The organism is Streptomyces sp. NPDC059371 (assembly GCF_042751995.1).
Classification (GTDB): Bacteria; Actinomycetota; Actinomycetes; order Streptomycetales; family Streptomycetaceae; genus Streptomyces.
Map to the genome: position 1 here is coordinate 62251 of NZ_JBHYXD010000010.1, position 21389 is coordinate 83639.

The following is a 21389-nucleotide window of genomic DNA, read 5'->3' on the forward strand; positions in this document are numbered from 1 at the left end:
CGCCTACCTTCTCCTAGCCGAGCTCGCGCTGTCTTTCGTTTCCGTCATGTTCTGACACCCCGCCCCCTGACCCCCGGCGATGGGGTGGATTATGCTCACGTGAAACACCGCCCCTTCGCGTGGCCCGACGTCAATGTTTCACGTGAAACATGACGGGCGGCCCTCTCTCAGCCCTGCTCGGCCCACCACTCCTTGAGCGCCGCCACCGCGGCGTCATACTCCATCGGCCCGTTCTCCAGCCGCAGCTCGAGCAGGAACTTGTAGGCCTGGCCGATCGCGGGGCCGGGGCCGATGCCCAGGATTTCCATGATCTCGTTGCCGTCGAGGTCCGGACGGATCGCGTCGAGCTCTTCCTGCTCCTTGAGCTGGTCGATGCGCTCCTCCAGCCCGTCGTAGGCCCGGGAGAGGGCGGCTGCCCTGCGCTTGTTGCGCGTGGTGCAGTCGGAGCGGGTCAGCTTGTGGAGGCGGTCGAGGAGCGGGCCCGCGTCACGTACATAGCGGCGGACGGCCGAGTCCGTCCACTCGCCGGTGCCGTACCCGTGGAAGCGCAGATGCAGCTCGACCAGACGTGAGACGTCCTTGACGAGATCGTTCGAGTATTTGAGCGCCGTCATCCGCTTCTTGGTCATCTTGGCGCCCACCATCTCGTGGTGGTGGAAGGAGACCCGCCCGTCCTGCTCGAAGCGGCGCGTCCGCGGCTTGCCGATGTCGTGGAGCAGCGCGGCGAGCCTGAGCGTCAGATCGGGCCCGTTCTCTTCCAGTGCCATCGCCTGTTCCAGGACGATCAGCGTGTGCTCGTAGACGTCCTTGTGACGATGGTGCTCGTCCCGCTCCAGGCGCAGGGCGGGAAGCTCGGGGAGCACGTGCTCGGCGAGCCCCGTGTCCACGAGCAGCGTCAGACCCTTGCGCGGGTGGGCGGACCGGATCAGCTTGTTCAGTTCGTCCCGCACCCGCTCCGCGGAGACGATCTCGATACGCCCGGCCATGTCCGTCATGGCGGCGACGACCTCGGGCGCCACCTCGAAGTCGAGCTGCGCGGCGAACCGCGCGGCGCGCATCATCCGCAGCGGGTCGTCGGAGAAGGACGCCTCCGGGGTGCCCGGGGTACGCAGAACGCGCGCGGCGAGGTCGTCCAGACCGCCGTAGGGGTCGATGAACTCCTTCTCCGGCAGCGCGACGGCCATCGCGTTCACCGTGAAGTCGCGGCGCACGAGGTCTTCCTCGATGGAGTCGCCGTAGGAGACCTCCGGCTTGCGCGAGGTCCGGTCGTACGCCTCGGAGCGGTAGGTCGTGATCTCGATCTGGAACGACTGCTCCACATCGCCCACACGGGCTTCCTTCTGCGCCCCGACCGTGCCGAAGGCGATCCCGACCTCCCACAGCGCGTCCGCCCAGGGCCGGACGATCTTCAGTACGTCCTCGGGCCGGGCGTCCGTCGTGAAGTCCAGGTCATTGCCGAGCCGACCGAGGAGCGCGTCCCGGACCGAGCCGCCGACCAGGGCGAGCGAGAACCCGGCCTCCTGGAAACGGCGGGCAAGCTCGTCGGCGACAGGAGACACCCGCAGCAGTTCACTCACCGCGCGGTGCTGCACCTGACTCAGGGCACTGGAATTGTCTTCGTTGGCGTTCGGCACAACAGAAAAGGGTACGTGGCCGAGGCGGTGGGGGGCGCCCGGATAAATCCCACACCTGTGCCCCACATCTTTTCGCGGGCAGAATAGGCGCACATACAGGACAGTCGGCCCTCATCCCTGATCTTGAGGACCACTCCGTGGCACTTACTCTCAGCGCACCTCGTTACCATGCGTGGACGCACATTCCGACGACCACTGACGACGACGAGGGACGGGCGAGCGCGTGGCCGAGGCGGCAGACTTCCAAGGGACGAGTCCCTCACCTGCCCGCCGGTGGCTCCGGCGCGGCGGTGCACTGCTGGCCGGGGCGCCGCTGCTGGCCGGGCTGCTCCAGCTCCCCCTGAGTACGCCCTCACAGGCCGCCGAGAAGGCTTCCGCGACCACCACCGCCTCCGAGTCCGTGGCCACCGCCTCGGGGTCGTCCGGCCCCGTGGACGTCAGCCTCGACTCGCTGACGCCCAGCGTCCCCACCGACGGCGACACGGTCACGGTCTCGGGCTCCGTCACCAACACGGGCAAGCAGACGGTCACCGACGCCCACGTGGGCATCCGGGTCGGACCGTCCCTGAACACCCGCACCGCCATCGACACGGTCGCGAAGCGCACCAGCTTCCAGCCGGGCGTCGACGCGCTGGAGATCGGCGGCAAGTACGTCGCGAAGGTCACCAAGCTCGCCGCCGGCAGCTCGCAGCACTTCTCCCTCTCGGTCCCGGTCAAGGATCTAGACCTCGGCTCCGACGGGGTCTACCAGCTCGGTGTGTCGCTCACGGGCCGGACCACCGCGCAGCCGTGGGACCAGGTCCTCGGCATCGAGCGGACGTTCCTGCCCTGGCAGCCCGACGCGGCGGACACGAAGACGAAGACGACGTACCTCTGGCCGCTCATCTCCACCGTCCACCTCACGGCGGAGACGGGTTCGGACGCTCAGCAGACGCCCGTCTTCAAGAACGACGACCTGGCCAAGGAGATCTCCCCGGGCGGCCGCCTGGACCAGCTCCTGTCGCTGGGCAGCCAGCTCGATGTCACCTGGGTCCTCGACCCCGACCTGCTGGCCTCCGTGGACGCGATGCGGGGCGGCTACCGGATCCAGCAGGAGAACGACACCACCGTCGCCGGGAAGAACCAGGCGGTGGCCACCGCCTGGCTCGACAAGCTGGAGAAGGCGGTCCAGGGCCAGACCCTGGTGGCCCTCCCGTTCGCCGACCCCGATCTCGCGTCGCTGGCCCACCACGGCAAGGACGTCACCGGTTCCCTGAGCCACCTCAAGGACGCCACCGACGTGGCGGCCGACACGGTCGAGACGATCGTCCACGTGAAGCCGAGCACGGAGTTCGCCTGGCCCGCGGACGGTGCGGTGGACCCGTCGATCATCAAGGTGGCCACGTCGGCCGGCGCGGACAAGGTGATCGCCCGCAGCGACAGCCTCCGCGAGACGGGCGGCCTGCCCTACACGCCCAGCGCCGCCCGCCCCATCGGCGGCGGGACCACGGCGGTGGTCGCGGACGAGCGGATGTCGACCGCGTTCCAGGGCGACATGATGAAGGCGGACACCTCGACCCTCGCCGTCCAGAAGTTCCTCGCGCAGAGCCTGATGATCAACCTGCAGGAGCCGAAGAAGGAGCGCAGCATCGTCGTCGCTCCGCAACGCATGCCCACGGCGAGCCAGGCGCAGTCCATGGCCGAGGCCCTGCGGGCGCTCCAGCAGGGGAACTGGTCGCAGTCCCAGGGCCTGACCGAGGCCGCCAAGGCCAAGCCGGACCCCGGCGCCACCACGAGGGTGCCCTCCGCGTCCTCGTACCCGCCGGCGCTGCGCCACCGGGAGCTGCCGCGCTCGGCGTTCGAGCGGATCCAGGCGACCCAGGCCAAGCTCGACAAGTTCCGCGTGATCCTGACCGACGAGTCCCGTGTCGTCACTCCGTTCGGACGAGCCATAGAGCGGGGCATGTCGTCGTCCTGGCGCGGTCGGACCGCTGAGGCGGCGGACTTCCGGCAGGGGGTGGAGACCTACCTCGACGGGCTCATGGGCCTGGTGCATCTGATCCAGAAGTCGGACGCGAAACTGTCCGGGCGCAGCGCCACGATCCCCGTGACCGTCCAGAACAACCTCGTGCAGGGCGTCGGCCATCTGATGCTGCGTCTCACCTCGCAGCAGCCCACCCGCCTCAAGATCGGCAACGGCCCGTACGACGAGCAGCCGATCCAGGTGGCGGGCGAGCACAGCCAGTCGGTCAAGTTCACGACGTCCACCAAGGCCAACGGCCCGGTGCAGGTCGTCGCCCAGCTCTACACGGAGGACGGGCAGCCGTACGGCGACCCGGTTCCCTTCGAGGTGAAGGTCACCGAGATCACCTCCACCGTGATGCTCGTCATCGGCGGCGGCGTCCTGCTTCTCGTACTCGCCGGTTTCCGGATGTACACGCAGCGCAAGCGCGCGGCGGCCCGGCGGGCCGAGGAGGATACGGAGAACGGTCCCGAGGCGGGGGGCGACGGCGAGGACGCCGAAGCCACCGTGGACACTGACTCCACCGACGACTCCGAGGCCGGTCCCGAACGGGCTTCCGCCCCGGAGTCCGGGGCAGACGACCCGGAGCAGCCGAGTGACCCGACACCGGACACCGCACCGGAAAGCGCCGGCCCGTCCGGCACGGGTGAGAGAGTGGACCGTTGAGCGATGTCGTGGCCGGTGGGCCCGGGGACGATGAGGTGGGGTAACCATGAACGCGCCGTACGACGGTGACCGCGGCCAGGGCGCGGGATCCTCGGGCTACCCCGAGGACTACCCGGACCAGGCCGCCGACCGCCCCGGCCACCCCGAGGGCACGCCGGAGAACACTCGGATGCCGCAGGGGTCTCCCGCGGACATGTACCTCCAGGACGCCTACGACCAGGATCCGTACCGGGCTCAGGACCTCTCGGCACAGGACCCGGTGGCGGAGGCGCTCTACGACCGTGCCGCGCACCCTCCGCCGCCGCCCGGAACGTACGCCCCCCAACAGCCGCTCTACGCACAGCCGCCCGCGTCGCAGTACGCGCCCGACCCGCGGCTGTGGGCCCAGACGCCCCCTCCGGAGCCGGCCGGGCCGACGCGTCACCTGCCGTACGGCGACGACGCCCGGACCACCCAGTACGTGGGCGTGGACGATCTGGTCACCCAGGCGGGCGAGGAACAGCTTGAGCCCGACGCCTTCGCTCACCTCTTCCGCGACCAGCAGCAGGGCGGCGCCCGCCACGGCTACGCCCCGTCCGCTCCCTCCGCCTCCCCCGCGGTCCCGGCACCGGCCCCTGAGCCCGCTCCGGCGGCCGCTCAGCCGCCCGCGGCCGCTTCGACGAAGTCCGGCGGCCGTGCCTCCGGGTTGCTGAAGTCGAGCGCCGTGATGGCGGCGGGCACGCTGGTGTCCCGTCTCACCGGCTTCGTACGAACCATGATCATCACCGCCGCCCTGGGTGCGGCGACCCTTGGTGACGCCTGGACCGTCGCGTACACCCTGCCGACGATGATCTACATCCTCACCGTCGGCGGCGGCCTCAACTCGGTCTTCGTGCCCCAGCTCGTGCGGTCCATGAAGGAGGACGACGACGGAGGCGAGGCGTACGCCAACCGCCTGCTGACCCTCGTCATGGTCGCCCTCGGTGTGATCGTCACCGCCGCGGTCTTCATCGCGCCGCTGCTGGTCAAGCTGATGTCGTCGCCCATCGCGAGCGACCCCGCGGCCAACAACGTGGCGGTCACGTTCGCCCGGTACTGCCTGCCCACGATCTTCTTCATGGGCGTGCACGTGGTCATGGGCCAGATCCTCAACGCCCGCGGGAAGTTCGGCGCGATGATGTGGACCCCGGTCCTGAACAACATCGTCATGATCTTCACGTTCGGCATGTTCCTCTGGGTCTACGGAACGGCCCGGCACTCCGGGATGGCGGTCACCAACATCCCGCCGGACGGCGTCCGCCTGCTGGGCATCGGCACCCTGCTCGGCCTGGTCGTCCAGGCCACGGCGATGGTTCCGTACCTGCGCGAGGCCGGCTTCCGGTTCCGTCCGCGCTTCGACTGGCGGGGCCACGGCCTGGGCAAGGCCATCAAGCTCGCCAAGTGGACCGTGCTCTTCGTCCTCGCCAACCAGGCCGGCGTTCTCGTCGTCACGCAGCTCGCCACGGCGGCGGGCAAGGCCTCGGGCAAGAGCGGCGCGGGCATCATGGCCTACGCCAACGCCCAGCTCATCTGGGGCATGCCACAGGCGATCATCACGGTCTCCGTCATGGCGGCCATGCTTCCGCGGATCTCGCGAGCGGCCCACGACGGAGACCCGGGAGCCGTCCGTGACGACATCTCGCAGGGTCTGCGGACCTCGGCCGTCGCCATCGTCCCGGTGTCCTTCATGTTCGTCGCCCTGGGCGTCCCCATGTGCACCCTGCTCTTCGGCTCCAGCGGCCTGCAGTCCGCCCAGTCCCAGGGCTACGTCCTCATGGCCTTCGCCCTCGGCCTGATCCCGTTCTCGGTGCAGTACGTGATCCTGCGCGGCTTCTACGCCTACGAGGACACCCGCACGCCGTTCTACAACACGGTCATCGTGGCCGCCGTCAACGCGGCCGCCTCGGCCGCCTGTTACATGGTCCTGCCCGCGCAGTGGGCGGTCGTCGGCATGGCCGGCGCCTACGGACTGGCGTACGCCGTGGGCGTCGGTGTGGCCTGGCAGCGACTGCGCAGGCGGCTGGGCGGTGACCTGGACGGTGCCCGCGTGCTGCGCACGTACGCCCGTCTGTGCCTGGCCTCCGTCCCTGGCGCCGTGGTGGGCGGCACCGTAGGCTTCGCGATCACCCGAGTCCTCGGGTACGGCGTGTTCGGTTCGATCGCGGCGCTCGTCCTCGGATCGATCGCCCTGCTCGGTGTCTTCTACGTCGCGGCGCGCAAGATGCGCATCGAAGAACTCAACTCAATGGTCGGAATGGTCCGCGGGCGCCTGGGGCGCTGAGGCGGGGGTACGCGCACAACCATCGTCCGTCGTCGTGTGTCGTGCATAGCGCCGGACTGTGGGCACAATTGGTTTCTGCGTCGGACAGCGCGCAATGGATGGGGAGGCAGGGACGACGGTGGCGGAACGGAGCACGGCTGCCGTCGACGTGGCAGACAACAGCGGTGACGAACCGCTGACCGCCAAGGCGGACCAAACCACGTCCGACGGGGTGGCCCTCAACCAGGAGCGGGAAACGGACAGCGAAGAGGCACAGGGGAGCGGCGGGACCGAGGGTCCCGGAAAGGCCTCACCGCCCGAACTGCACAGTGGTCACAAACTCGCCAGGCGCTATCGCCTCGAAGAGTGCGTCACCCGACTGGACGGTTTCAGCAGTTGGCGCGCGATGGACGAGAAGCTCCGCCGCGCCGTCGGGGTGCACCTGCTGCCCGCCGACCATCCGCGTGCCCGCTCCGTCCTGGCGGCGTCCCGTTCCTCCGCCCTTCTGGGCGATCCCCGATTCGTCCAGGTCCTGGACGCGGTCGAGGAGAACGACCTCGTCTACGTGGTCCACGAGTGGCTGCCGGACGCCACGGAGCTCACCGCCCTCCTCGCCTCGGGGCCCCTCGAGGTGCACGAGGCCTACCAGATGGTCAGTCAGGTCTCGGGGGCCATGGCCGCCGCACACCGGGAGGGCCTCGCCCATCTCAAGCTGACCCCGGGCGCCGTGCTGCGCACGTCCACCGGCCAGTGGCGCATCCGCGGGCTCGCCGTGAACGCGGCGCTGCGCGGTATCAGTTCGGACACCCCGCAGCGCACCGACACGGAAGCGATCGGCGCACTCCTGTACGCCGCCCTCACCCAGCGCTGGCCGTACGAGAGCGACGCCTACGGCCTGTCCGGGCTGCCCAAGGGCGTCGGCCTCATCGCACCCGACCAGGTACGCGCCGGTGTACACCGGGGCTTGTCGGAGCTCGCCATGCGCGCGCTCGCCAACGACGGTGCGACCGCTTCTCGCCACGAGTCCCCGTGCACCACGCCGGAGGAGCTCGTGAAGGCGATCGGCGAGATGCCGCGCATCCGCCCGCCGGAGCCCGCGTTCACCGCACCGCCCGAGTACCAGCGCACGACGTACCAGCAGGGCACCTACGGCCGGCAGTCGCCTCGTCCGGGCGCCACCCAGGTCCTGCCGGCTCCGCCGCCCCCGCTGCAGAGCCGTACCGGCACAGCCCTGAAGTGGGCCGTGTCGGCTCTCCTCATCGCCGCATTGGGCCTGGGCAGTTGGCAGCTCGCGGACGCGCTCATGGACCACGACAAGCCCGAGGACACCAAGAAGACCCAGACGACGGACGGCAACGAGAAGGGCGGCACCAAGCCCGCGGCGCTCAAGCCGATCGCGATCAAGGGTGCGGAGGAGTACGTCGCGAAGGGCGACGCCCAGGCCCCCGAAGACGTTCGCAACACGTACGACGGCGACAGCTCCACGTACTGGCGGAGCAGAAGCTTCGTGGACGGTCCGGAGATGAAGCCGTCCTTCAAGCCCGGCGTCGGCATCGTCTACGACCTCGGCTCACAGCAGACCGTGTCCGCGGCTTCGATAGGGCTCCGCTACGCCGGTGACCACACCACGATCACCCTCTACGCGGCGGACTCCACGAGCTCCTCGACACCGGTGGACTCGATGACGAAGATCGGGACCATCACATCGAACGGCACCACGGCGAAAATCACCGTCACCAAGAAGGCGCCGACGCAGTACGTACTGCTCTGGATCACAGCGATGCCCTACGCATCCGGTGATCAGTACAGCGGCGCCGGCTACAAGCAGGGCATCACGGATGTGAAGTTCAGCGGCTGACGCTCGTCGACGAAGGAGAGGGGGGTCCGATGGCCGATGAAGCCGAACACGGCATAGCAAGCGATCAGGACCTCCTGGCCCGCCACGTCGAAGGGGATCCAGACGCCTTCGGTGAGCTTGTGCGGCGCCATCGCGACCGCCTGTGGGCCGTGGCCCTGCGGACGCTGGGAGACCGCGAGGAGGCCGCTGACGCGGTCCAGGACGCACTTGTCTCGGCTTACCGGGCCGCCCACACCTTCCGGGGCCAGTCGGCCGTCACGACCTGGCTGCACCGCATCACGGTGAACGCCTGCCTGGACCGCGCCCGCAAGGCAGCCTCCAGGAAGACGTCCCCCGTCGACGACACGCAGCGCCTGGAGCAGCTTCTCGAACCGCACGAGTCCGCCGCCGCTCCCGCCGAACGCAACGACCTCCACCGCGAGCTCATCGGCGCCCTGGGCACCCTCCCCGTCGACCAGCGCGCCGCCCTCGTCCTGGTGGACATGCAGGGCTACCCCGTGGCCGAGGCGGCCCGCATCCTCGATGTACCGACCGGCACCGTGAAGAGCCGCTGCGCGCGTGGCAGAGCCAGACTCCTGCCCCTGCTCACCCATCTCCGCACGGAGAGCCCGGGTGACGAGGAGACGAAGAAGTCGGGCGGCGGACGGAACCGGACGCAGGGGACATCCGTCCCACCCGCAGCGGGACCTCCCTCGTCGGGTGCTCGCGAGACAGGGCCAAGCGATTCAGCGGCTGTGAAGGGCGGAGGTGGGCGGGCGTGACATCCACGACGGACAAGGCCGGACACCCGGACGTCGCGGAGATCTCCGACCTTACCGAAGGCCTGCTCTCGCCTTCCCGCACCGAGGACGTGCGGCAGCACCTCGACGGGTGCGAACTCTGCGCCGACGTCTACGACTCCCTGGAGGAGATCCGCGGCCTTCTCGGCACCCTGCCGGGTCCCACGCGGATGCCGGACGATGTCGCCGAACGCATCGACGCCGCCCTGGCCGCCGAAGCTCTGCTGAACTCCACAGCTCCCGACGAAACGGCGGGCGCCGACGCCGACCGTGCTCATGTTTCACGTGAAACATCAACCGCGTCGCCCACATCGCCCGCGTCGCCCGCCGACAGTCCTTCAGGACATCCTCGTGGGGCCACCGGCCCCGGTCGCTCCCACCGGGCCCGTCACGGCCGTCGCAGGACGGTCCTCCTCACCGCCGCCTTCGCGGCGGCGGCTCTGGGCCTGGGCGCGATCCTCGTGCAGTCCCTGGACGGCGACGGCTCCGGAAAAACCGGCCAGTCGGCGACCCAGCACGAGTCGGGATCACCGACGGCATTCTCCGCGCAGACGCTGAAGGGCGAGGTCTCGGGCCTTCTCGCCAAGAACAAGACGTCGGGTGACGGCTCGGCCAGCGTCAAGCCCTGGAGTGCCGAGTCGCAGGACGCCGGAACCGATTCGGGTGGGGTGAAGACCTTGATCACCCCCACCCCCGCGGTTCCCGAGTGCGTCCAGCAGGGGACCGGAGACCCCGGGGCGCTCCTCGCCGCCAAGGCCGGATCGTTCCAGGGGAAGAACGTCTATCTCCTCGTGGTGTCCGACGCCGCCGACAAGACGAAGGTCACCGCTTACCTCGTCGACGCCTCCTGTGAGAAGCAGTCCTCTCCGTCGCCCGGCAAGCTGCTCCTGACCCGGTCGTACGGCCGTTCCTGAACGGTCTCCGTGTGCCCCGACACAGCGGGAATTGAAGCCCCTTAGGATCCGTTGGGTGGGGTGAGAGTACTGAGAGATGCTCCCACCGGAACGAAGCAGTCTCCAGAGACGAGGAATCAAGCCGTGAGCGACGTCCGTAACGTGATCATCATCGGGTCTGGGCCCGCCGGCTACACGGCGGCGCTCTACACCGCGCGCGCGTCGCTGAAGCCGCTGGTATTCGAAGGCGCTGTCACCGCGGGCGGTGCGCTGATGAACACCACCGAGGTCGAGAACTTCCCCGGCTTCCAGGACGGCGTCATGGGCCCCGAGCTCATGGACAACATGCGCGCCCAGGCCGAGCGCTTCGGTGCCGAGCTGGTCCCGGACGATGTCGTCGCCGTCGACCTGACGGGCGAGATCAAGACCGTCACGGACACCGCCGGCACGGTGCACCGCGCCAAGGCCGTCATCGTCACGACGGGCTCGCAGCACCGCAAGCTCGGTCTCCCGAACGAGGACACGCTCTCCGGGCGGGGCGTCTCCTGGTGCGCGACCTGTGACGGCTTCTTCTTCAAGGACCATGACATCGCCGTCATCGGTGGTGGCGACACCGCGATGGAGGAAGCCACCTTCCTCTCACGCTTCGCCAAGTCCGTCACCATCGTTCACCGCCGGGACAGCCTGCGCGCCTCCAAGGCGATGCAGGAGCGTGCCTTCGCGGACCCGAAGATCAAGTTCATCTGGGACAGCGAGATCGCCGAGATCAAGGGCGACCCGAAGCTGGCCGGTCTGACGCTGCGCAACCTGAAGACCGGCGAGACCTCCGAGCTGCCGGTGACCGGTCTGTTCATCGCGATCGGTCACGACCCGCGCACCGAGCTCTTCAAGGGTCAGCTCGACCTGGACGGCGAGGGCTACCTGAAGGTCGCCGCACCTTCGACCCGCACCAACCTGACGGGTGTCTTCGGCGCCGGTGACGTCGTCGACCACACATACCGCCAGGCGATCACCGCGGCCGGTACCGGCTGCTCCGCCGCCCTCGACGCCGAGCGCTACCTCGCCGCCCTGACGGACAGCGAGACCGCGGCCGCCACCGTCTGATCACCTCCCTCCTCCCCACCGCACCAACAAGCTAAGGAGCCCGCCGTGGCCGGCACCCTCAAGAACGTGACCGACGACTCCTTCGAGCAGGACGTCCTCAAGAGCGACAAGCCCGTCCTGGTGGACTTCTGGGCCGCCTGGTGCGGTCCCTGCCGCCAGATCGCCCCGTCGCTCGAGGCCATCGCCGCCGAGCACGGAGACAAGATCGAGATCGTCAAGCTCAACATCGACGAGAACCCGGCGACGGCTGCCAAGTACGGCGTCATGTCGATCCCGACTCTGAACGTCTACCAGGGTGGCGAGGTCGCCAAGACCATCGTCGGTGCGAAGCCAAAGGCCGCGATCGTGCGCGACCTCGATGAGTTCATCAGCGAGTAGTCGGCGACGGCCGCACATGCGGCGTGTGTTTCACGTGAAACACGAATGGGCCAGCCCGAGCGGGCTGGCCCATTCGCTTTGCCCGAGGGCGGCCGAACGGTCGGAGGGACGCGTCGGCCCTGGACGCAAATGCAGCGGTCGGCCGACGTCACAGAGGACGAAGCGCAGGCTCCTTCTGTACCGCTCCGAGGAGACGGTCCAGCGCCAACTCCATGTCTTCCTTCCAGGAGAGCGTGGTCCGCAGTTCCAGCCGCAGGCGAGGGTATCTGGGGTGAGGGCGCACGGTCTTGAAGCCCACCGCGACGAGATGGTCGGCGGGGAGCACGCAGGCGGGTTCCTTCCACCGGGCGTCTCCGAAAGCCTCGATCGCCTTGAATCCACGACGGAGTAGATCCTTGGCCACCGTCTGGACCAGCACCCGGCCCAGCCCCTGTCCCTGGTAGCCCGGCATGATGAACGAGGTCATGAGCTGAACCGCGTCCGGAGCCACGGGGCTTGTGGGGAACGCCGTGGAACGGGGGACGTAGGCAGGCGGTGCGTAGAGCACGTAGCCCACCGGCACCTCGTCCACGTAGGCGACCCGGCCGCACGACCCCCAGTCCAGCAGTACCGAGGAGATCCACGCTTCCTTCTCCACGGTGCTCGTGCCCGCCTTCAGCGCGGCTTCACCGCTGACAGGATCCAGTTCCCAGAAGACGCACGTGCGACAGCGCTTGGGAAGGTCCGGAAGGTTGTCCAGCGTGAGCGGTACGAACCGGCGCCCCATGAAGGCTGTTCCTCGCTTCCTTCGCCCGCGGCCTCACGGGCGGCTGTCAGATGGCTCCGCTCTCTGAGCAGGCTGCCGACGAACCCGCCGACCGCTCCCAGACCCAGACCCGCGGTCACCAGTCCGGTACGGCTCACGGTCTGCATGACCCCCGCCTCCCCGATGAAGGTGCTGCCAGGTGGATGCGCCATACCCATCGCATCGTAGCCACGAAGCGATTCCATCGATACCGCCAGAAAGCAAAGAGCGGACCGTATTCCGGCACACGCCGGACACGGCCCGCTCTTCAGGTGAACCCGATCGGACATCGGACCACCAAAAGTCGGCTCAGGCTTCCGCGTCGTCCGAGTCGTCGTCCAGAAGGCTCTTCTGAAGGACCGGTCCCTCTCCCGGAGCGAGGGAGCCGAGGATGCGTTCAAGGTCTTCCATCGAAGCGAACTCGACAGTGATCTTGCCCTTCTTCTGCCCCAGGTCGACCTTCACCCGAGTCTCGAAGCGGTCGGAGAGACGCGTCGCCAGATCGCTCAGCGCCGGAGAGACCCGGCTGCCGGCCCGCGGCCCCTTGGAGCGCTGAGCCGTCTGCGGACGCGACCCCATGAGGGTCACGATCTCCTCCACGGCCCGCACCGAGAGCCCCTCCGCGACGATGCGGTGAGCGAGACGGTCCTGCTCCTCCGAGTCGTCGACCGCGAGGAGTGCCCGGGCATGCCCCGCGGAGAGAACTCCGGCAGCCACACGACGCTGAACCGACGGGGAGAGCTTCAGCAGCCGCAAGGTGTTGGAAACCTGAGGACGCGACCGCCCGATCCGGTCCGCCAACTGGTCGTGCGTGCAGTTGAAGTCCTTGAGGAGCTGGTCGTAGGCCGCCGCCTCCTCCAGCGGATTCAGCTGAGCCCGGTGGAGGTTCTCAAGGAGCGCGTCCAGGAGAAGCTTCTCGTCCTCCGTCGCGCGCACGATCGCGGGAATGGCCTCGAGCCCCGCCTCACGGCAGGCCCGGAAGCGACGCTCTCCCATGATGAGCTCGTAGCGCCCGGAACCCACCTGGCGTACGACGACGGGCTGGAGGAGTCCGACCTCCTTGATGGAGGTGACCAGCTCGGCGAGAGCGTCCTCGTCGAAGTTCTCACGCGGCTGGCGCGGATTCGGCGTGATCGCGTCTAGGGGCAGCTCGGCGAAGTGGGCGCCGACGGGAGCCTGGAACGTCTCCAGCGACGCGTTGCCCGCTCCCTCGTCCGTTTCATGTGAAACAGACGGCAGCGTGGTCACCTTCGCCGCCGCGACCCCGCGCTCCGCGGTGAGTACCGGTCCGGCAGTCTGCGAGGAGGGTGACCCACTCGCCGAAACACCCGGCCGCTCACCTGTCGGAGCCGCAGGAATCAGCGCGCCCAGGCCCCGCCCCAGACCCCGTCGTCGGTCGCTCACTGGATCCCCTCCACCATGTTCTGATCGTTCTGTCCGCCCAGATGGGCATGTTGCTCGTCGTACGCCACTCCGACTCCTCGAAGGGCGATTTCGCGCGCCGCCTCAAGGTACGAGAGAGCACCGCTCGAACCCGGATCGTAGGTCAGAACCGTCTGACCGTAACTCGGGGCCTCCGAAATACGGACCGAGCGCGGAATGCTCGTGCGCAGCACCTCCTTGCCGAAGTGGCTGCGCACCTCCTCCGCGACCTGGGACGCGAGGCGGGTCCGACCGTCGTACATGGTGAGCAGAATCGTCGAGACGTGGAGGTCGGGGTTGAGGTGGCCGCGCACCAGGTCGACGTTGCGCAGGAGCTGCCCCAAGCCTTCGAGTGCGTAGTACTCGCACTGGATGGGGATGAGCACCTCCGCGCCGGCGACCAGGGCGTTGACCGTCAGCAGACCGAGCGACGGCGGGCAGTCGATGAGGATGTAGTCCAGCGGCTGCTCGTACGCCAGGATCGCTCGTTCCAGCCGGCTCTCTCGGGCCACCAACGACACCAGCTCGATCTCCGCACCGGCGAGATCGATGGTGGCGGGGGCGCAGAAAAGACCCTCGACATCGGGGACCGGCTGAACCACCTCGGAGAGCGGCTTGCTGTCGATCAGCACGTCATAAATCGATGGAACCTCGGCATGGTGATCGATACCCAGCGCCGTGGAGGCATTGCCTTGAGGGTCGAGGTCGATCACCAGGACCCGGCTGCCATGCAGTGCCAGCGAGGCGGCAAGGTTGACCGTAGTCGTGGTCTTACCCACCCCACCCTTCTGGTTGGCGACCACCATGACTCGGGTCTGCTCAGGCCGTGGCAGGCCCTCGCCGGCGCGACCTAGCGCCTCCACAGCCAGTTGGGCAGCACGACCGATGGGAGTGTCGTCCATCGGGGGCGGTGTTTCACGTGAAACATCGTCCCCCATCGACTCGGTACGGGGACCGGGGACCGGATCGGTCATCGGTCCCGCGATGTTGGCGTCGGACCGCAAGGATTCACTCTCCTCGACTTCAGGCTCGCAATGAACAGAGCCTCCCATGCCATTGGGGTCGCGAACCAGCGAGGCCCGTTGTTCTGTGGAGAAATCCACCTCTGTGGACAACTCCGGACCCCCTCCGAGTGCCCCGAGAGGCTTCCGATCGCGAGGTTCGGCCGCAGCCCGGCCGCGACTGATGATGCCGTGCAACAGTGAGCGACGTTTCACGTGAAACACGATGCCGAGCCGCCCGGATCATCGCGGCGCGACACTCCGATATGCGCAGGTTTGCCAGCTTTTGCGCAATAGGTCGCATCATAGGAATCAATCCGCCAGGAGTGAGCCGGAGTGAGAAACAACTCCTGACTCCGAACGGAGAATCCCCTGGCCCTACGTCGGCTCCGAACGGAGAACCTCCCGGCCCGCCCCGGCCCCGAACGCGAAACTCCCGGCCCCTCACATGGGAACCGGGAGTCGCGATGGTCGCATCGAACCGGGATCAGCGCCGGCGGCGCGTCCGACCCGTCCTGGCGGCCTTGGCCCGCTTCGCGGCGAAGCGCACACCGCCGGGGCTCTCACCGACCTCCACCCGCACCACGGTGGACATCGGATCCACGATGCCCTCGCCGACGTGCAGGATGGACGTCTCCACGGCACCGAGCTTGCTCAGCGCCGTGGCAGAGGCCTTCAGCTCCTCCTCGGCGGTGTCACCCTTGAGGGCCAGCATCTCGCCGTACGGGCGCAGCAGTGGGATGCCCCAGGTCGCCAGCCGGTCGAGCGGAGCGACCGCCCTGGCGGTCACCACGTGAACCGGCTGGAGCTTGCCCATGACCTCCTCGGCTCGGCCGCGGACGACGGTCACATGGTCGAGACCGAGCAGTTCCACGACCTCCGTGAGGAAGTTCGTCCGACGCAGCAGAGGTTCGAGCAGTGTGATCTTGATGTCCTCCCTGACGAGTGCCAGGGGAATGCCAGGCAGTCCCGCACCGGAACCGACATCGCACACGGTCACGCCCTCGGGCACGACTTCGGAGAGCACCGCGCAGTTCAGCAGATGCCGCTCCCAGAGCCGGGGCACTTCCCGTGGGCCGATCAGCCCGCGCTGCACTCCCGCCTCGGCCAGCAGTTCCGCGTACCGGACCGCATCCGCGAAGCGATCACCGAATACCTCGCGCGCCTGCTCGGGCGCGGGGGGAAGCTCCGCTGCCTCCGTCACGGGGGACCGTCCTTCCGTACCGCTTGAGCGCACTGAGCGCTGATCACCAGGACTATCAGGCTGACAAAATTCGGCCCCGTCTGCGCAACAGACGGGGCCGAAGGAACGTACGTACCGATCAGGCAGGAAGCACGACGACGAAGCGCTGCGGCTCCTCGCCCTCGGACTCGCTGCGCAGGCCCGCGGCCTTGACCGCGTCGTGCACGACCTTGCGCTCGAAGGGCGTCATCGGGTCCATCTTCACCGGCTCACCGGAGCTCTTGACCTCGGCGGCGGCCTTGGCACCCAGCTCGGAGAGCTCCTCGCGCTTCTTGGCCCGGAATCCCGCGATGTCCAGCATCAGCCGGCTGCGGTCTCCAGTCTCCCGGTGCACGGCCAGACGCGTGAGCTCCTGGAGTGCCTCCAGCACCTCGCCGTCGCGGCCGACCAGCTTCTGCAGGTCTCGGCCGCCCGAGTCGCTGACGATCGAGACAGCGGCGCGGTCGGCCTCGACGTCCATGTCGATGTCGCCGTCGAGATCGGCGATGTCGAGCAGACCCTCGAGGTAGTCCGCCGCGATCTCGCCCTCCTGCTCCAGGCGGGTCAGGGTGTCGCCCTCAGCGGCGGCGGAGGTGGTGCCTTCCGTCACGGGATGGACTCCTTCTTACTTCTTGGACGGGGACTTGGGCCGCTGCGGGCCCTTGCGCTGTCCGGACTGGGCCTTGCTGCGGGTACCGGTGCCGGGCTTGCTGCCACTCCCGGAGGCCGGCTTGGCGGCGGCGGAGGGTTTGACGTCCTGCGGCTCGTCGGACTTGCTCAGCGAAGTCTTCGGCTCCGCGTCGTCGGCGGACGTGTCGGCCGACGTGCTGCCGGACGCTCCGCCCGACTGACGCTGTGCCTTGCTCTGGCGCTTCGGCTGCTGACGCTTGGGAGTGGCGGCCGCGGTGGTCGTGGTGCCGTCCTCGGACTCGACGACCATCGTGTTCTCGCCGGCCACCACGACGCCGTCGGGCTGGGCCACGAGACCCGCCTTGGTGAGGCCGTTGACGAACTTGCGCTCGAACTCGTTGCGGTCACGGCCCTTGGCGACGATGGCCTTCACGATGGCCTTCTCGCCCCGGCCACGCGTCTTGCCGTGCTGCGTGACGTGCTTCTGCAGGCGCTCCAGGTACGCGGCCTGAGCCTTCGAGCCCGGGGTCGGGTTGTTGCGGATGACGTACATCTGCTGGCCCATGGTCCACACGTTCGTGGTCAGCCAGTAGATGAGGACACCGACGGGGAAGCGGATACCGAAGAAGGCGAACATGATCGGGAAGACGTACATCAGCATCTTCTGCTGCTGCATGAACGGCGTCTTCACCGTCGTGTCGACGTTCTTGGTCATCAGCTGGCGCTGCGTGTAGAACTGCGACCCCGACATCAGCACGATCATGATCGCGGTGACGACGCGGACGTCCGTCAGTGAGGCGCCGAGCTTCTCGACGGTCTCGGCGCTGTCCAGGAACTTCGCGGCCAGCGGGGCGCCGAAGATGTGTGCCTTCTGCGCGCTCTCCAGGAGGCTCTGGTTGATGACACCCACGGTCTCGCCCGACGCGATGCCGTTGAGCACGTGGTACAGGGCGAAGAAGAACGGGGACTGCGCCAGGATGGGAAGGCACGAGGAGAGCGGGTTGGTGCCCGCGTCCTTGTACAGCTTCATCATCTCTTCGGACTGGCGCTGCTTGTCGTTCTTGTAGCGCTCCTGGATCTTCTTCATCTCGGGCTGCAGCGTCTGCATGGCCCGGGTCGCCTTGATCTGCTTCACGAAGAGCGGGATCAGGCAGATACGGATCAGAATCACCAGGGACACGATGGACAAGCCCCAGGCCCACCCGGTGTCAGGGCCGAAAATGTGGCCGTACACCGTGTGGAACTGGACGATGACCCAGGAAACGGGTGTCGTGATGAAGCTGAAAAGATTGGCAATCGTGTCCACTAATCAAGCTCCTTGAGCATGGGACGGGGTCTCGGCGGCCGGGCTCGGGACAGTGGGCTCCCCGATGGCCGGTTCGGCGGCGGAGGTCCCGCCCCTGCGTGTACGCCAGGCGTTACGCAGCAATTCGTGCCAGCGCGGACGCTTGCGTGGCGGAACATGGTCCACACCACCCAGCGACCACGGATTGCACCGCAGGATGCGCCAGGCGGTTAGTGCCGTTCCCTTGATCGCACCGTGCCGGTCGATGGCTGTGTAGCCGTATCGGGAGCACGACGGGTAGTACTTGCAGACCGGCCCGAGCAACGGGCTGATCGTCCACTGGTACAGCTTGATGAGAGCAAGCAGTGGGTACTTCATCGCGCGCCCCCTCCCAGCAGCCGCTGCAGGGCGGCATCCAGGTCTCGGGCCAGCTGTTCATGGTCGGCGTCACCCGCACCGGGCAGCGCTCGTACGACTACCAGGCTACCGGGGGGCAACAGGGCGACTCGGTCGCGCATCAAATGGCGAAGTCTGCGCTTCACCTTGTTGCGGACGACCGCTCCGCCCACGGCTTTGCTCACGACGAAACCCGCACGCGTCGAGGGAGCGCTCTCCCCAGGCGCGTGCGGGTCCGGTGCACCGCTACGTAGATGGACGACGAGAAGCGGGCGTCCGGCCCGGCGTCCTCGGCGTACCGCGGTCGCGAAGTCTTCGCGCCGCCTCAGCCGATGCTCGGTAGGCAGCACGAGATCATGACCTGTGAGTAATCAGGCGGACAGGCTCGCGCGACCCTTGCCACGGCGGTTCGCGAGAATCGCGCGGCCGGCACGGGTACGCATCCGCAGGCGGAAGCCGTGGGTCTTGGCGCGACGACGGTTGTTCGGCTGGAAGGTGCGCTTGCTCACTCGGGGGCTCCAGAAAGAATCGGTGGTGGCGGGGTGCCGTCCTGGCTGTCACCGTGCGCCCACGAGGAAACTCGCATTACGCCCGAGTGCACCGCTTCCCGATCGCTCTTCGCGATCTGTGCCCATCGGAGGCAGGCGGCAGCAGCCATCGACAACTCGACCTGGTTACGGTACGCGCGGCTACGCCATCCGGTCAAACCAACCTCCGGCAGGGGACACTATCCACAGGCTGGGGACAACAACTTGAACCGCACCCGTCGCCCTGACTACCGTGGCTGAACTCCGATTCGTTCCCTTCCCGCCGCCCCAGCGGTTTTGTTCCCCCCGCCCCAAGCGACTGACTTCCCAACCTGTTCCCAGAACCACACGTTCGTGGGACCCGTGAGAGAGCGTGCCCCGTGGCTGACGTACCTGCCGATCTTGCCGCAGTGTGGCCACGCGTACTGGAGCAACTTCTGGGCGAGGGCCGCGGGCAGGGTGTCGAGGGGAAGGACGAGCACTGGATCAAGCGCTGTCAGCCCTTGGCCCTCGTCGCCGACACCGCTCTGCTCGCCGTCCCCAACGAGTTCGCCAAGAACGTACTGGAAGGCCGTCTCGCCCCGATCGTCAGCGAGACACTGAGCCGCGAGTGCGGGCGCCCCATCCGGATCGCCATCACCGTCGACGACTCCGCGGGCGAGCCCTCCATGCCCGCCCCGCCCCGCTACGAGGAGCCCGAGCTCCCCGCCGGACCGGCCCAGGGCCGTGACCCGTACGAGAGCCAGGGCCGCGAGGACCGCGGCGGCTACGAGGGCGGCGCGTACGACGGCGCGCAGAACCGGGACAAGCGCGGGGCGTACGAGGGCCAGGGACGGGACGAGCGCGGCGGCTACGACGCCGATCAGGGCCGCGACGACCGCGGCGCGTACGAGCCGCAGGGCCGTGAGGACCGCGCTCCGTACGACTCCCGTCGCGACGGGTACGAGGGCTACGGCCGCCACCGCGCGGACGACCACCGCGGCGGTCGCGCCGAACCGCTGCCCGGTGCCCCGGGCGACCAGCTCCCGACCGCCCGTCCCGCGTACCCGGACTACCAGCGCCCGGAACCGGGCGCCTGGCCGCGCCACTCCCAGGACGACTACGGCTGGCAGCAGCAGCGCCTCGGCTTCCCCGAGCGGGACCCCTACGCCTCGCCGCAGCAGGACTACCGGCCCCAGTCGGTGGAGCGCCCGTCCTACGAGCAGCAGCGCCCCGACTACGACCAGCGCCCCGACCGCCGCGATCTGCAGAATCCGTCCGACGGCGGCCAGGGGCGCAGGGGCATTCCCTCTCTGCCGTCCGCGGGCGGTGCCCCCGGGCCGAAGTCCGCGCAGCCTGCGCCGGCCCCGGGCGAGCCCACCGCGCGGCTGAACCCGAAGTACCTCTTCGACACGTTCGTGATCGGCGCCTCGAACCGCTTCGCGCACGCCGCCGCCGTGGCCGTCGCCGAGGCGCCGGCGAAGGCGTACAACCCCCTGTTCATCTACGGGGAGTCGGGACTCGGCAAGACGCACCTGCTGCACGCGATCGGGCACTACGCGCGCAGCCTCTACCCGGGAACCCGGGTGCGGTACGTGAGCTCGGAGGAGTTCACCAACGAGTTCATCAACTCCATCCGCGACGGCAAGGGCGACAGCTTCCGCAAGCGGTACCGGGAGATGGACATCCTGCTCGTCGACGACATCCAGTTCCTCGCGGACAAGGAGTCGACGCAGGAGGAGTTCTTCCACACCTTCAACACCCTGCACAACGCGAACAAGCAGATCGTGCTCTCCAGCGACCGGCCGCCCAAGCAGCTCGTCACACTGGAGGACCGGCTGCGCAACCGCTTCGAGTGGGGTCTGATCACCGACGTCCAGCCGCCCGAGCTGGAGACCCGTATCGCCATCCTCCGCAAGAAGGCGGTCCAGGAGCAGCTCAACGCCCCGCCGGAGGTGCTGGAATTCATCGCGTCCCGGATCTCGCGCAACATCCGCGAGCTGGAGGGCGCGCTGATCCGGGTGACGGCGTTCGCGTCGCTCAACCGGCAGCCGGTGGACCTCGGTCTGACGGAGATCGTCCTCAAGGACCTGATCCCGGGCGGCGAGGACTCGGCCCCCGAGATCACCGCGCCCGCGATCATGGCGTCCACAGCCGACTACTTCGGGCTCACGGTGGACGATCTGTGCGGGTCCTCGCGCAGCCGTGTCCTGGTGACGGCACGGCAGATCGCCATGTACCTGTGCCGTGAGCTCACGGATCTGTCGTTGCCGAAGATCGGCGCGCAGTTCGGCGGCCGCGACCACACGACCGTGATGCACGCGGACCGCAAGATCCGTGCGCTGATGGCCGAGCGCCGTTCCATCTACAACCAGGTCACCGAGCTCACGAACCGCATCAAGAACGGCTGACGAAGGTCCCCGTCGGCCGACGGAGACCGACGGAGACCGACGGAGACCGACGGAGACCGACGGAGACCGACGGAGACCGACGGAGACCGACGGAGACCGACGGAGACCAGCCGAAGGGCGTCCAGGGACATCGTCCCTGG

Annotated in this window: 18 protein-coding genes; 8 read left to right on the forward strand and 10 right to left on the reverse strand. The window is 68.4% G+C overall.

The genetic code is table 11. The annotated features are described in order from the left end of the window. Positions 1-167: 167 nt before the first annotated feature. On the reverse strand, positions 168-1634 hold the full coding sequence (locus ACFXGX_RS08720; protein ID WP_384786732.1) for a CCA tRNA nucleotidyltransferase: 1467 nt from the start codon (positions 1632-1634) through the stop codon (positions 168-170). Positions 1635-1857: 223 nt separating this feature from the next. On the opposite strand from ACFXGX_RS08720, the gene ACFXGX_RS08725 reads away from it, so the two are divergent. The 7 genes from ACFXGX_RS08725 to trxA all read left to right on the forward strand — a co-directional run bounded on the left by ACFXGX_RS08725 (position 1858) and on the right by trxA (position 11592). Continuing rightward, entirely contained in the window at positions 1858-4302 is a 2445-nt protein-coding gene (locus ACFXGX_RS08725) for a DUF6049 family protein (protein ID WP_384786735.1), read from the forward strand. 46 nt (positions 4303-4348) lie between these two features. Further along, positions 4349-6601: a murein biosynthesis integral membrane protein MurJ gene (murJ, locus tag ACFXGX_RS08730; protein WP_384786738.1), complete on the forward strand. Its 2253-nt coding sequence runs from the start codon at positions 4349-4351 to the stop codon at positions 6599-6601. Positions 6602-6719: 118 nt separating this feature from the next. Then, entirely contained in the window at positions 6720-8438 is a 1719-nt protein-coding gene (locus tag ACFXGX_RS08735; protein WP_384786741.1) for a protein kinase family protein, read from the forward strand. Between the two features lie 29 nt (positions 8439-8467). Next, positions 8468-9199 carry an RNA polymerase sigma factor SigM gene (gene sigM / locus ACFXGX_RS08740; protein WP_355768774.1) on the forward strand — a complete coding sequence of 244 codons (732 nt, stop codon included), beginning with the start codon at positions 8468-8470 and terminating at the stop codon, positions 9197-9199. Beyond that, positions 9196-10131, forward strand: a complete 936-nt coding sequence (locus ACFXGX_RS08745; protein WP_384786745.1) for an anti-sigma factor family protein — start codon at positions 9196-9198, stop codon at positions 10129-10131. Before sigM ends, ACFXGX_RS08745 begins: the two co-directional genes overlap by 4 nt. Before the next feature lie 123 nt (positions 10132-10254). Further along, positions 10255-11214 (forward strand): thioredoxin-disulfide reductase, encoded by a 960-nt coding sequence (trxB, locus tag ACFXGX_RS08750; protein ID WP_384786748.1) that lies wholly within the window; start codon positions 10255-10257, stop codon positions 11212-11214. A gap of 45 nt (positions 11215-11259) precedes the next feature. After that, complete coding sequence (trxA, locus tag ACFXGX_RS08755; protein WP_384786751.1) at positions 11260-11592, forward strand: thioredoxin; 333 nt, start codon at positions 11260-11262, stop codon at positions 11590-11592. Between the two features lie 148 nt (positions 11593-11740). Here trxA and ACFXGX_RS08760 read toward each other — a convergent pair whose 3' ends face one another. The 9 genes from ACFXGX_RS08760 to rpmH form a co-directional block, all read right to left on the reverse strand. After that, a complete protein-coding gene (locus ACFXGX_RS08760) occupies positions 11741-12358 on the reverse strand; it encodes a GNAT family N-acetyltransferase (protein WP_384786754.1) in 618 nt (205 codons plus the stop codon). A 327-nt stretch (positions 12359-12685) separates the two neighbouring features. After that, positions 12686-13780 (reverse strand): ParB/RepB/Spo0J family partition protein, encoded by a 1095-nt coding sequence (locus ACFXGX_RS08765; RefSeq protein WP_384786757.1) that lies wholly within the window; start codon positions 13778-13780, stop codon positions 12686-12688. After that, on the reverse strand, positions 13777-14850 hold the full coding sequence (locus tag ACFXGX_RS08770; RefSeq protein WP_384786936.1) for a ParA family protein: 1074 nt from the start codon (positions 14848-14850) through the stop codon (positions 13777-13779). The genes ACFXGX_RS08765 and ACFXGX_RS08770 overlap by 4 nt, the downstream gene beginning before the upstream one ends. A 436-nt stretch (positions 14851-15286) precedes the next feature. Then, positions 15287-16003 (reverse strand): 16S rRNA (guanine(527)-N(7))-methyltransferase RsmG, encoded by a 717-nt coding sequence (gene rsmG / locus ACFXGX_RS08775; protein WP_351869328.1) that lies wholly within the window; start codon positions 16001-16003, stop codon positions 15287-15289. A 118-nt stretch (positions 16004-16121) separates the two neighbouring features. Further along, positions 16122-16631: a R3H domain-containing nucleic acid-binding protein gene (locus ACFXGX_RS08780; RefSeq protein ID WP_355768758.1), complete on the reverse strand. Its 510-nt coding sequence runs from the start codon at positions 16629-16631 to the stop codon at positions 16122-16124. A gap of 15 nt (positions 16632-16646) precedes the next feature. Beyond that, on the reverse strand, positions 16647-17957 hold the full coding sequence (yidC, locus tag ACFXGX_RS08785; protein ID WP_384786761.1) for a membrane protein insertase YidC: 1311 nt from the start codon (positions 17955-17957) through the stop codon (positions 16647-16649). A gap of 3 nt (positions 17958-17960) precedes the next feature. Next, entirely contained in the window at positions 17961-18314 is a 354-nt protein-coding gene (gene yidD, locus ACFXGX_RS08790; RefSeq protein ID WP_384786764.1) for a membrane protein insertion efficiency factor YidD, read from the reverse strand. Further along, on the reverse strand, positions 18311-18682 hold the full coding sequence (gene rnpA / locus ACFXGX_RS08795) for a ribonuclease P protein component (RefSeq protein WP_078942937.1): 372 nt from the start codon (positions 18680-18682) through the stop codon (positions 18311-18313). Before rnpA ends, yidD begins: the two co-directional genes overlap by 4 nt. Positions 18683-18703: 21 nt before the next feature. Next, positions 18704-18841, reverse strand: a complete 138-nt coding sequence (gene rpmH, locus ACFXGX_RS08800) for a 50S ribosomal protein L34 (protein ID WP_006381191.1) — start codon at positions 18839-18841, stop codon at positions 18704-18706. Positions 18842-19239: 398 nt separating this feature from the next. On the opposite strand from rpmH, the gene dnaA reads away from it, so the two are divergent. Then, on the forward strand, positions 19240-21249 hold the full coding sequence (gene dnaA / locus ACFXGX_RS08805) for a chromosomal replication initiator protein DnaA (protein ID WP_384786768.1): 2010 nt from the start codon (positions 19240-19242) through the stop codon (positions 21247-21249). The last annotated feature ends 140 nt before the right edge of the window (positions 21250-21389 follow it).

Coding starts and splice junctions, on each gene's coding strand:
- murJ (WP_384786738.1), top strand. CDS start 4,349: ATGAACGCGCCGTACGACGGTGACCGCGGCCAGGGCGCGGGATCCTCG.
- sigM (WP_355768774.1), top strand. CDS start 8,468: ATGGCCGATGAAGCCGAACACGGCATAGCAAGCGATCAGGACCTCCTG.
- ACFXGX_RS08760 (WP_384786754.1), bottom strand. CDS start 12,358: ATGGGGCGCCGGTTCGTACCGCTCACGCTGGACAACCTTCCGGACCTT.
- ACFXGX_RS08770 (WP_384786936.1), bottom strand. CDS start 14,850: ATGGGAGGCTCTGTTCATTGCGAGCCTGAAGTCGAGGAGAGTGAATCC.
- yidD (WP_384786764.1), bottom strand. CDS start 18,314: ATGAAGTACCCACTGCTTGCTCTCATCAAGCTGTACCAGTGGACGATC.